The organism is Pseudoalteromonas translucida KMM 520 (assembly GCF_001465295.1).
GTDB lineage: Bacteria > Pseudomonadota > Gammaproteobacteria > Enterobacterales > Alteromonadaceae > Pseudoalteromonas > Pseudoalteromonas translucida.
Map to the genome: position 1 here is coordinate 1,960,157 of NZ_CP011034.1, position 12,514 is coordinate 1,972,670.

Sequence of the window (12,514 nt, forward strand, 5' to 3'; positions counted from 1 at the left end):
ATATTTTCTGTATTGAATGTTAAATATCAATTTGTATTAAATACGCGAACATACCAATAACGTTAAATTAATTAGTTATTTCGGCGCAAAAAAATGGCTCAACAATAGGGTTAAATAATGTATACCATTGTTTTACCTTAGTTATTTTAAAAGTGACAAGTAAGCCATTTAATACGCTAGCATGCTCGTATTTTTAAGAAAATTGGCATTAACTATAACGGCAAGTAAAAAAGCTTAATAATTAAGCATAAATTTAAATGTATAGTTATTCTATATAAAAATTTTTAATGTCGATTATGAAACTTTTAGTCCGTTAGAACGATCAATGTTTTTAATTCAATTGGTATAACTACTTGGATGGTGCTTGCAAAAACTAGCCCTTTTAAACCAAGCTTGTTACACTCTTTACCCTAAAAATAACGTATTAACGCTAGCCTAAAGGCTAATTTATTTTTATTAAATGTTTAGTTATAAATACGGTACTAGCTGGTCAGGTGTGACTATTTTGCTTTATATAAATATAGGGCAATAAACACCTAACTGACTGCTCGTTGCTCCATTATTAACGCTTTAATGTATTACCAATACTGGTGGCAATGATTTCTTTGCATTGTTGAATATGGTCGTTATGGCCAACTATCTAGGAATGATGATGACATCAAAAATTATCTATACAAAAACGGACGAAGCTCCGGCACTCGCAACTTACTCGTTGCTACCTATCATCCAAGCATATACAAATGCGGCAGGTGTTGAAGTTGAAACTCGCGATATTTCATTAGCAGGTCGTGTAATTGCAAGCTTCCCTGATTATTTAACACCAGAACAACGTATTAACGATGCACTGGCTGAACTTGGCGAACTGGCTAAAACACCAGAAGCTAACATTATTAAATTACCAAACATCAGCGCCTCTGTACCACAGCTTCGCGCGGTAATTAAAGAGCTTCAAGCTAAAGGTTATGCACTTCCAGAATACCCTGTTGAGCCTAAAAACGATGAAGAAAAAGCAATTCAAGCTGCGTACGACAAAATTAAAGGCAGTGCAGTAAACCCAGTACTACGTGAAGGTAACTCAGATCGTCGTGCACCTGGTTCTGTAAAAGAATATGCACGTAACAACCCGCATTCAATGGGTGCGTGGAGCAAAGACTCTGAATCTTACGTTGCTAGCATGAGCGAAGGCGACTTTTTTGGTTCTGAGCAATCAGTAACAGTTGATACAGCAACTGATGTGCGTATTGAACATGTTGCAACTAACGGCGACGTTACTGTGCTTAAACAAAGCACACCGCTTTTAGCTGGCGAAGTTATTGATGCATCAAGCATTAGCGCTGCTAAGCTGCAAGCTTTCTTAGCTGCTGAAATTGATGCTGCTAAAGAAAAAGGTGTTTTATTCTCGCTTCACATGAAAGCGACAATGATGAAAGTATCTGATCCAATTATTTTTGGTCACGCTGTAAAAGTATTCTACAAAGATGTATTTACTAAGCACGGTAAACTTTTTGAAGAGCTAGGTGTTGATGTAAATAATGGTTTAGGCGATGTGTACTCTAAAATTCAAACATTAGATGACGCTAAGCGCGAAGAAATTGAAGCAGACATTCAAGCTGTTTACGCTAACCGCCCTGCTATTGCTATGGTTGACTCTGACCGTGGTATTACAAACTTACACGTACCAAGTGACGTGATCATCGATGCGTCTATGCCTGCTGCAATTCGTTCAAGCGGTCAAATGTGGAATAACGATGGTAAATTACAAGACACTAGCTTTGTAATTCCAGATCGTTGTTACTCAGGTATTTACCAAGCAACTATCGATTTTTGTAAAGAAAATGGTGCGTTTGATCCAACAACTATGGGTAGCGTTCCAAACGTTGGCCTTATGGCGCAAAAAGCTGAAGAATACGGTTCACACGACAAAACGTTTGAAGCTAAAGCAGACGGTTCTATCCGTGTTGTTGATGCAAACGGTACTACTTTACTTGAGCACAGCGTTGAGCAAGGCGATATTTGGCGCATGTGTCAGGTTAAAGACGCACCAATCCAAGATTGGGTTAAGCTTGCAGTAAACCGTGCACGCGCAACTGGCGTTCCTGCTATTTTCTGGTTAGACGAAAACCGTGCACACGATGCGCAGCTAATCAAAAAAGTAAATAAATACCTACCAGATCACGATACAGCTGGCCTAGATATTCAAATTTTAGCACCGCTTGAAGCAACTTTATTCTCTTTAGCGCGTATTAAAGAAGGTAAAGACACTATTTCTGTAACAGGTAACGTTTTACGTGATTACCTTACAGATTTATTCCCAATTTTAGAGTTGGGTACAAGTGCTAAAATGCTGTCAATTGTTCCACTTATGAACGGTGGTGGCTTATTTGAAACTGGCGCAGGTGGTTCTGCACCTAAGCACGTGCAACAATTCGAAAAAGAAAACCACTTACGTTGGGATTCTTTAGGTGAATTTTTAGCACTTGCTGCATCGCTTGAGCACCTAAGCGTAACTACGGGTAACAACAAGGCACAAGTACTTGCTGATACCCTAGATAAAGCAACTGGTACTTTCCTTGCAGAAAACAAGTCGCCTTCACGTAAAGTAAAAGAAATTGATAACCGTGGTTCTCATTTCTTCCTATCTTTATTTTGGGCACAAGAACTTGCTAAGCAAAATGACGACAGCGAACTTAAAGCGCAGTTTACGCAAATTGCTAGCGACCTTGAAACTAACAAAGAACAAATTGTTAGTGAGCTAAACAACGCGCAAGGCCCAGCGGTAGATTTAGGCGGTTACTTCCAGCCTAACGACGATGCTGCTTTTAAAGCAATGCGTCCAAGCACTACCTTTAACGATATTTTAGCTAAATTAGTATAATATTGAATTAAATTTAAAAGCCGCTTACTTGCAAAAGTAAGCGGCTTTTTTGTGTCTAAATTTTACAAATAAAAAGGCCGCTATTTATAAAATAGCGGCCTTTTTTAGTAGTAGCTTCAACCCCAATATATAGGATGTTTAGCTTAGTTTCTGATTACTTAGTATATGCGCGTGGCATACTTGACTCAGTTGTATAACGGTCACGCAGTTTATCTTGGCGAGATTGTGTAGATACCTCAACCCCATTAATAAACATTTTGCTCACGTGGCTGCTAAGCTCAAACGGATCATTGCTCCACATAACCACATCGGCCGCTTTACCTACAGCTAAGCTACCTGCATTAATGCCAAATACCTCAGCCACGTTCGCTGTAACTGCTTTTAATGCGCCTTGCTGGCTCATACCATACGATACAGCATTACCCGCATCAAAACGTAGTTGATAAACGTTATGACTGGCATCGCCGCCCACTGTTAGCAGTACTTTTACGCCGGCCTTTTCAAGTAAACCTGCATTATTTAAACTCGCATTTAATGAGTCAAAACTACCAGGTAAACTATCCATAGCACTAATGATCACTGGAATGTCTGCTTTGGCTAAACGCTCTTTAACTACGACAGCATCTTGCGCACCATTAAGTACTAAGTTAATCCCAAACTGCTGTTTTACTTTAATAAGCTCAACTATATCGGCAGCGCGAGATACATTAACGATTAATGGCATTTCACCGCTAAGTACTTTAACCATTATTTTATCTTCGGCGGTTGGCTTTTTGTCATCTTTTTTAGCTTTTTTACCGGCTTTAGTTTGATGTTCATCTAGCTTATTTATAAGTGTTTGCAAAGTAAACGCACGCGAGCCTTTACTACGTTCACCTAAATTAACCACTAGTGCCACTTGTTTTTGCAGCACGCTTTCAAAGCTACCACTTAAATCAACTACACTTGCAAGGCCTGCAAAAATACTCTCACCGCCCTGTGGGGTGATCACATCGCGCGTAATTCCGCCTTTACGTGCGTAAGGAATTAACCCCGAGTGGCCGTTAAAAGCTAAGCTTGCATCAAAATCAATACCGGCTTTTTCATCGCCGCCATCGCGTGAGCCTGCAACCGCACCCACTTCAACTAAACCTAACTGGTTAATACTGGCAATAAATCCAGGCGTTACTATTTGGCCCTTAGCATCAATAATTTTATCGGCTTTTACAGCGCTTGGATTAATGGCAGAAATTTTGCCATCAGTCATTACAATGCTCGCGCCCTCTAACACACCTTGCTCTGTTGAGGTGTGTAATGTGGCGTTAATAATTGCCAATGACTGCGCATTAACCGCGCCTGATGCTAATAACCCTGCAGCAACCAGAGAAAGCGAAAACGAACGTGATAAATTTTTCATTCTGGGTGCTCCTTATTGTTGACCTAACATAAAATCACTTGTTGCTTGATACGCGCTGTCGTTTCTATCGTAAACTTTTGCACCATCAACAAACACTTGCTCAGCTTTAGCGTAAACACTAAACGGGCTTTGGTTCCAAATAACCACATCGCCCTGCTTACCCGCTTCGAGTGAGCCTGTTTTATCATCAATTCCTAGTGATTTTGCCGCATTAGCGGTGATCCACTTAATTGCGTGCTGCTCCGAAATATCAAAACCATTTTGATTAGCGCGGAACATTACCTTAGCGGCTTCTTGGTTTAAGCGCTGAATAGTCGTGTCTGAATCTGAATGAACGACCGCACACGAGTTTTTAACCGCATCAACAATGGCCACATTTTCTTGTACCATGTCGTAGGCTTCCATTTTAAAGCCCCACCAGTCTGGCCAAAGCGCAGCACATGAACCGTTTGCAGCTAGCATGTCGGCAATTTTATAGGCTTCTATACCATGATGAAAAGTACCCGCGTGATAATTAAATTCTTTTGAAAGATCAATCATCATCGCCATTTCTTCTGCTTTATAGCAATGGTTATGAATGCGTACTTCGCCCTCTAACACTCCACGCAGTGTGTCGTATTTAATATCGCGGGTAGGTGCTGCTGGGTTTTTACCCGCGGCATAATCGCTATCGTATTTATCCCACGCGCGTTTATATTCTACGGTTTCGGCCCATGCCATTCTGTAACCGGCCATGTTCCCCATACGGGTTGACGGTAACGTGCCTTTGCGACCATAAACGCGTTTTGGGTTTTCGCCACACGCCATTTTTAAGCCGTACGGCGCATCTGGAAATTTCATTGCTTGCATTGTATGCGCTGGTACGTTTTTAAGTGTTACGCCGCGCCCACCAAACAAGTTAGCAGAGCCAGGTAATATTTGTAGCGAGGTAATACCGCCTTCGCGAGCACGGTTAAAGCCTGGATCTTGTGGCCAAATAGAGTGTTCTACCCATACTTCAGCTGTATTTGGGCTGGTCATTTCGTTACCGTCTTGATGCGACTCAACAGAAGGGCTTGGATAAGCGCCTAAATGCGAGTGAACGTCAATTATACCCGGTGTTACCCACTTGCCTTGGGCATCAATTGTGGTATCTGCTGATGCAGTTAAATCTTTGCCTACTTGCTGCACTTTACCATCAACAAGTAATACATCGGTATCATCTAAGCGCTCGCCAGTACCGGTTAATACAGTGGCATTAGTGATCAGCGTACTTGATGTAGCAACCACTTTATAAGTACTTGGGTAAGGGTTTTTGTTTATTGTTATTTTATCGTCTTGTGGGCCGTTTTCTTGGCAACCAACAAGTGCAGTTGCTAAGCCAATAGCTAACAATGAGGGAGCAAATTTTTGCATGTTATTCGGTTCTCCTGTTTTTTTGCTACTTTAGCTAAAGCTAACTAATAAAGCTAAAAAAACAGGCCAAAAACCAATAAATTGAGATGAGTTGCTGTAATTACTTTTTTATATAATTGTTATAAAGTTTCTCTAGTGCGCCTTCAGTTGTTAACACTGGATCTTTTTCCATAAAGTGCTTAACAGTGCGAGTTACAAAATCAGAGTTTTGTTTATGCAGCTTTGAAAAATCTTTAATTAACGTGTTGCCATCTTTAGCGGCAGTTACTTTGTCATGCCGATGACGATACTGGCTAAGTGCTTTGTTAAAATCGCCTTGATAGTCTTCAACCAATATTTTATAAAAATCACTTTTATCAACATTTAAGTCGGTAATGCAGTAGCTTAGCGCCTCTTTAAAATCGGTAAATAACATACCTTCCACGTCAAATTCTTTAGTTTTTTCACGCACTGTGACTTTAGCTTCTTCAGTGGCGTAACTAAAACCAGTAAATGCTAAGCGCTCTGCAGCTTCTTTACCTAGTTTCATACCTGCTTGAATGCTGTGCGCAAACTCGTCGCTCATATCGCCCAGTTCACTCTCTTCCCACATGTTATAAACACGCAGTGGTTTAGCGTATTTATTAGAAAGCTTTTTTTTCATTTTAGTAAAGCGCTCATCTATCGTCATTAACCTTTCGTTATGTAGTAGCGCATAGCATTCATAACATGCCGGTATTGATACAAAATCGGCTTCTTCACCTAGGTCAATAATGCTTTGTAGCATGTGCAATGGCGGACAATGGTCACGCTCTGTCGCTTCACAGCCACAATAAAAACATTGGTTAAAGTGCTGTTGGTCGCATGCATACGCCTGCTGATAATAACTGGCTAGCGTTTTACTCACAGTGGCTCCTTTTAATTAAACACTAAAAATTAGGGGGCGATAATAACAGCCTGAAAAAATATGTCAGCAGGAAAAATAAAAGTGTGTCAAAAAATACACTTAATTTAAGTATGCTTTCAATCACCTAAACGATAAGCCAATTTACGTACACATGCCCTTACAACTGGGATCATTGAGTTAACAGTATTTTGTTCAAATTGAGCAATACTGAACTTGCACATTCACATAACGAGGCTTAAATAATGAATACTCTAAAAGCAACTTTATACTCTAGTGTGCTATTAAGTGCAGTCTCAATAGCATCACCCGTAATGGCAACCCAGTTTATTGCTGCGGATTCAACACCCGGTACGCAAGCATGTATGGCGGTAGCGTCAAACAAAAGGCTAACCATTCACAACACAATGAAAAGTTTACGTATAAGCAAAGCCGTCATAAGTAAAAAACTGCTATGTAATGATCTATCAGTAGGCGATTTTATCTCGCTGTATAGTCTAAATAAATCGGCACGTTTTTTAAATATAGATATGGATACACGCACCTCAATTACCGATTTAGCAAAGGCTAAAATGCCTTCGGTGGTTATTATGGCCGGGTCTAAATAATTAATTACAGTTATATTTATTAAGCAGGTAATAATTACCTGCTTAATTATTCAATGCTCAATTTGTAGTTAAATTATTGCGGCAATAAGACCAAACAATCCACCAAACACGCCGCCCCATACTACTAACCAACCTAAGTGCTCACGGATCATGGTTTGAATTATTTCTTTAACCATTTTAGGGGTTAGCTCATCTAAACGCTCATCAACTAATTTAAGCACTGTATTGTGTAAACTTTCGGCACTATTACTTTGTGAAAGTGTTTGACTAACGAGCGCTTTAAAGTCATCAGTTTGAGATATTTCCCCAAGCGACAGCTGCATTTTTTCAATGAATTTTTCACGCATTGGTTCCACCGCCGCACTGCCACCAAACATAGCAAGCATGCTGCCAAACTGAGATTGTTCAATTACCTCTAGTAAACTGTCGAATGCGGGGTTTAAATCAACATTATTTATTATTGGTTCAAAGTCGATATTAGGTTGCGCTTTGCTGAGTAAGCTATTAATTTTTTGCTCTGAAAAAAACTCAGTTAAAATTAAGTTTCTTATTGCTACTTTAAAGCTTTGAAACTTTAACGCTATTACTCCCGAACCATATAAAAAAGGTACTTTTTCGAACAGCATATGAATAGCTAATAAATTAGTCACCGCTCCAGAGAGTGCAAATAAACCAACCGACAGCACAATTGCCTGATCAAATATAAAGCCGAGAACAACAAATATACCCGCTAGCAAATTGGTTATTAAACTTTTATTCATTTTTATTCCATTTCAGTGATTTATGGCATTAATTTTACAACGATTAGTTTGTTAAATTAATACCTTTTTGCCATAGTTTAAGTATCGGTTTAAAAAGCGAGCAATTGTTATGTGGAAAACAGTAAACGAGCAAATAAGCCAAGCCATACATTATGACTTTAAACACACTCATAAACAGCAACTTCAGAGTACCAACACCGACAAACTTTTTCATATAACCAATGGTACGCACAACTATTTAGTAAAAGTAGCGTTAAAAAATGAACTAGAGCGCCTAGAGAGCGAATCTCTTGGTTTAAAGCTGCTCACAGAAAACGGGGTATTTATAGTGCCTGATTGCATTACCACAGGTGCAAATATAGAGTTCTCGTTTATTGTTTTAGAGTGGTTAGAATTTGACAAACAACCACACCCCACATGGAACGCAATGGGTAAAGGCTTAGCAATGTTGCATCAAAAGCATCAACAAGCCATGTTTGGTTTTGATGTAGACAATTACTTAGCCACTACAGTGCAACCTAATAGCTGGCATAAAAAGTGGAATATATTTTACGCCGAAGAGCGCATAGGCTGGCAATTACAATTATTGGCAGAAAAAGGCATTATATTTATCGAGCCAGAGCGATTAATTAATTTAGTAAAAGAGCAATTACACAGCCACCCCGTAGAGCCATCATTATTACATGGCGATTTTTGGCGTGGTAATGTGGGGTTTATAAATACAGTACCGAGCATATTTAACCCTGCCTGTTATTACGGTGACCGAGAGGTTGATATAGCCATGAGCGAGCTATTTGCACCACTGCCAGATGATTTTTACAGCGCTTATAATCAACAGTATCCGTTGCTAGCAAGTTTTGAGCAACGTAAATTAATATACCAACTTTACCCTATTTTAAACCACGCTAATATTTTTGCTGGGCATTACCTCACCCAAGCAAAGCAACACATAGAAAGGTTAATAAAGTAATCCAAATAAACTAAATTAAACGCAGTAAACATTCAAACCCGACTATATTGAGCTTATACCAATAGCATTAAGTAAGTGGTTAATTAGTGTAATTAAATTATTGAAAGCCTACTTAATAATGTACATGGAGTGATTATGAAAAACTTTGTATCGCAACGTATTTCATGTCCGCACTGCGGGCATCATATTCATTTAGATTTAGATGCCAGCATGGGAGATCAAGACTACATAGAAGAGTGCAGCGCCTGTTGTAACCCTATTCATTTAAACATGCACATTGACCATGCTCGTAATAAACTAGAGCTACATGTAGATAGCGACGACGAACAAATATTTTAACCCTGCTGACGCAAGTAGTTTTCGACCGTATTTATTATGGTATAGGTTTGCTGATCCACCTCAATATTAAACTCATCACCTAACTTTGCTGCATCTAGGTTAGTAATAGCGAGGGTTTCTGGAATAAGGTGCAGCCAAAAGCCTTTCTCATCCACAATACCTACAGTTAAACTTGCGCCATTTATAGCCACAAACCCTTTATACAATACATACTTTTGCCACTGCGGCGGTATGCACAATTGCATTTTATAATTACTTTGCTGTTTAACTATTTGCGCCACTTTAGCAGTACAGTGAATATGCCCTGAAACAATATGCCCACCAAGCTCAGTACCAAAGGTTACTGAACGCTCATAATTAACTAAACTGCCCAGTTCAAGTTTACCTAAGTTAGTTAACTTGAGTGTTTCGTCAATTACATCAAAATATACCTGCGCCATTAAATCATCATCACTTGCTAATACTTTAACAACCGTTAAACAACAGCCATTAATAGCAATACTCGCCCCTAAATTTAGTTGCTGTATATATTGCTTTTCAACCGCTATGGTTAATTGCATTACGCCATCTACTTGATTAGCCGACACCACTCTCGCTTGGGTTTGTATAATTCCTGTAAACATATAATCTCTTAAATTTATTACAAAATTGGGGCTGTTAAGCCTTTGATGCTTAATAGCCTCTAGTTTAACGTATCAAGTTATAAAATCATGCACTCTTAATAATTATCTTAATGGATTGGCACCCCGCAATAGATTACAATTATGCCCTGTATTATTTCTTAGCTGTTTGTTATGACATTTAGTAATTGGGAAGCTAAACGCTTACTTTCCCTTGCCATCCCCGTTTTTTTAGCTCAGGTTACCCTTGTTTTAATGTCTGTCGTCGATACGATTATGGCAGGCCAAGTAAGCCCAACCGATTTAGCTGCTTTATCTATTGCCACTGGTATTTGGAACCCATTATTACTTGCACTGCAAGGTATTTTACTCGCTTTAACCGGTGTTATTGCACAGTTTGCGGGTGCCAACGATAAAAAAGGCATCAGCCATTATTTTCAACAAGCTTTATATTTAACTGCGCTGTTATGTATTGCCGGGTTTGGTATTGCTCAATTTGCCGATATTATTATATTAAAGCTCGACACCAGCCCTGCTATAGCAACACTTGCCAGTGATTATATTCGCTTTGTTAAATGGGGAGTGTTTGGTTTTTTAATTTTTACCGTTTACAGAAATATGACCGAAGGTATGGGCATGACCAAACCCGCTTTTTATATCAGCCTGTTAGGTTTAGCGGTTAATATTCCGGTTAACTATATTTTTATTAATGGCTTATTTGGCCTACCCGCTTATGGCGGCGCAGGCTGTGGTATTGCTACTGCATTAGTATTAACTGTAATGGCAATAGCCCAAGTTATTTATTGCCAAATGAGTAAAAAAATAGATGCTAAAGGCTTAATGACTCCCTTTGAAAAACCTAATTTAACCACTATCGGCATTATCACTAAATTGGGTATTCCTATTTCATTAGCCACTTTTTTTGAAGTAACCTTATTTGCCTGTATTCCATTATTTATTGCGCATTTAGGCGCCGTTGCCGTATCTGGCCATCAAATTGCCGCCAGTGTTACCACTTTATTGTTTATGATGCCGCTCAGCCTTTCTATTGCTATAAGCATACGTATAGGCAACTTATACGGTCAAAACCATTTAAAACAGCTAAAAGTTGCTGTTTCAACTAGCTATATACTGGCAGCGCTCATTGCCCTGTTTGTTGCCGTAACTACCTTTTTAGGCCGCGATTTAATAAGCCAACTGTACAGCGATAGCCCCGAAGTACTGGCACTGGCTTCATCTATCATGATTTTAGCCTGTATATATCAATTACCTGATGCACTACAAGTTGCTGCAAACGGTATATTACGTGGATTAAAGTACACCGCACCTATTTCATACATTACATTTGTATCGTATTGGTTAGTTGGCTTTGCACTAGGCTATGTATTAGCCAGAACCGACTTAATCGTCCCAGCAATGGGCCCACATGGTTTTTGGTTGGGCATTATTGTTGGCTTAACACTCGCTGCTGTATTATTAATGTACACAGTACATAGACGTTTTAAATATGAACCGTCTTTGCAAGCTTAAACAACTATTAGTAAAGCCACTGCCAGTAACCTGTTTATTGGTAGTGTGCTTTATGGCATTAACGGCCTGCAGCGATAAGCCTAGCAATGCAAACCATACTTATACCCAGCGACTAGCTAACACGCTTGATTTACAGCCAGTAACACCAAAACCGCTAGTACCACTCAATCTATTACCACCAACTGCATTAAATAATAGCAATATCACCTTGGGCATTATTCAACTTGCCAGTTTAAGCCACTGCAAACTTAACGTCCTCATTAGCGAGCATAATAACCAGCTCGGTAAAACCGCCACAGCAGCAAGTATATTAATCTATCAAATAAAGTTTATACAAAGTGCGCAGCAGTGCTTAACGACACTTAAAAAAGACTCTGCTATTTATAAAAAGATTTTGGCGGCAACCACACACAAACAAAATAACTTAATGCACTACTTTAATAACATGCTCTATAAAGAGTCCGAGCTTAATCGCATTTGGCAACTGAGCTCCCGTGAGCTTTCAATAACCCCAGCAGGCTTTAGCGATACAGTAAATGCCGTAACAAAGCTGGCAAATATTAAACAACAAATAACAAAGCAGCAGTTTGCACAAATAACCTCCGAGCATTTATTTGACGCACTAGAGCAGCTTAATAAATACCAGTTTAACCAGCAGCTAATTCAATCAGCAAGAACGCAAATAGCCCTAAATAACAGTGCCACCCAATTTATAAACACCATAAATATTAGCCAGCTATGCCAAGCAGGTAAAAATAATAACCAAGCGCAAATTGTAAATAATATCTTTAAAAAATATTACTTAGGACAAGTGCAACCTTACCAAGCACAACTCGCCGGCTACTTAGAAACCCTGCAGCCGCTATATCGACAGCTTTGGTATAAAACAGCAATCACCAGTAAACCAATTAATAATTTACTCCAGCCCAATACAAACAGTAACTTATTGAACCAACTAAAATACTCAGCTAAAAACCATGTACTTTGGTGGCAAGAATTTTATAAAACGTGTGAAATCAGCCCAATATGAATAAAAAAACGGCAAATAAACGCAAAAACTATAAAGCTGCTTGATCCAACTCCCATCACGCTATATATTAGCGCCCGTGCTATCTAGTTAGCACTTAACTTAAATTA

At 39.1% G+C, this 12,514-nt stretch carries 11 protein-coding genes; 6 read left to right on the forward strand and 5 right to left on the reverse strand.

Annotated features, from left to right (window positions below; genetic code table 11):
- Nucleotides 1-652: 652 nt before the first annotated feature.
- A complete protein-coding gene (locus tag PTRA_RS09145; RefSeq protein WP_058373546.1) occupies nt 653-2,875 on the forward strand; it encodes an NADP-dependent isocitrate dehydrogenase in 2,223 nt (740 codons plus the stop codon).
- Between the two features lie 154 nt (nt 2,876-3,029).
- Here PTRA_RS09145 and PTRA_RS09150 read toward each other — a convergent pair whose 3' ends face one another.
- The 3 genes from PTRA_RS09150 to PTRA_RS09160 all read right to left on the reverse strand — a co-directional run bounded on the left by PTRA_RS09150 (nt 3,030) and on the right by PTRA_RS09160 (nt 6,552).
- The gene (locus PTRA_RS09150) at nt 3,030-4,271 is read right to left on the reverse strand and encodes an amidohydrolase family protein (RefSeq protein ID WP_058373547.1); all 1,242 of its coding nucleotides are present in this window, start codon (nt 4,269-4,271) and stop codon (nt 3,030-3,032) included.
- 12 nt (nt 4,272-4,283) lie between these two features.
- A complete protein-coding gene (locus PTRA_RS09155; protein ID WP_058373548.1) occupies nt 4,284-5,666 on the reverse strand; it encodes an amidohydrolase in 1,383 nt (460 codons plus the stop codon).
- Nucleotides 5,667-5,766: 100 nt separating this feature from the next.
- Nucleotides 5,767-6,552: a hypothetical protein gene (locus PTRA_RS09160; RefSeq protein WP_011328406.1), complete on the reverse strand. Its 786-nt coding sequence runs from the start codon at nt 6,550-6,552 to the stop codon at nt 5,767-5,769.
- 242 nt (nt 6,553-6,794) lie between these two features.
- Here PTRA_RS09160 and PTRA_RS09165 point away from each other — a divergent pair, with 242 nt between their 5' ends.
- A complete protein-coding gene (locus tag PTRA_RS09165) occupies nt 6,795-7,157 on the forward strand; it encodes a DUF3718 domain-containing protein (RefSeq protein WP_058373549.1) in 363 nt (120 codons plus the stop codon).
- A 68-nt stretch (nt 7,158-7,225) separates the two neighbouring features.
- Here the strand turns inward: PTRA_RS09165 and PTRA_RS09170 are convergent, their stop codons facing one another.
- Nucleotides 7,226-7,918 (reverse strand): hypothetical protein, encoded by a 693-nt coding sequence (locus PTRA_RS09170; protein WP_058373550.1) that lies wholly within the window; start codon nt 7,916-7,918, stop codon nt 7,226-7,228.
- Between the two features lie 109 nt (nt 7,919-8,027).
- Between PTRA_RS09170 and PTRA_RS09175 the strand changes: the two genes are divergently transcribed.
- Nucleotides 8,028-8,888, forward strand: coding sequence for a fructosamine kinase family protein (locus tag PTRA_RS09175; protein WP_011328408.1), 861 nt, complete (start codon nt 8,028-8,030; stop codon nt 8,886-8,888).
- Between the two features lie 135 nt (nt 8,889-9,023).
- Entirely contained in the window at nt 9,024-9,227 is a 204-nt protein-coding gene (locus tag PTRA_RS09180; protein ID WP_058373551.1) for a CPXCG motif-containing cysteine-rich protein, read from the forward strand.
- Here the strand turns inward: PTRA_RS09180 and PTRA_RS09185 are convergent.
- Complete coding sequence (locus PTRA_RS09185) at nt 9,224-9,850, reverse strand: riboflavin synthase (protein WP_058373552.1); 627 nt, start codon at nt 9,848-9,850, stop codon at nt 9,224-9,226. The two genes, PTRA_RS09180 and PTRA_RS09185, sit on opposite strands and share 4 nt — an antisense overlap.
- Nucleotides 9,851-10,021: 171 nt before the next feature.
- Here PTRA_RS09185 and PTRA_RS09190 point away from each other — a divergent pair, with 171 nt between their 5' ends.
- Both PTRA_RS09190 and PTRA_RS09195 read left to right on the forward strand, forming a co-directional pair.
- Nucleotides 10,022-11,377, forward strand: coding sequence for an MATE family efflux transporter (locus tag PTRA_RS09190; RefSeq protein WP_011328411.1), 1,356 nt, complete (start codon nt 10,022-10,024; stop codon nt 11,375-11,377).
- Nucleotides 11,355-12,407, forward strand: coding sequence for a DUF3080 domain-containing protein (locus PTRA_RS09195; protein ID WP_058373553.1), 1,053 nt, complete (start codon nt 11,355-11,357; stop codon nt 12,405-12,407). The genes PTRA_RS09190 and PTRA_RS09195 overlap by 23 nt, the downstream gene beginning before the upstream one ends.
- Nucleotides 12,408-12,514 lie beyond the last annotated feature (107 nt).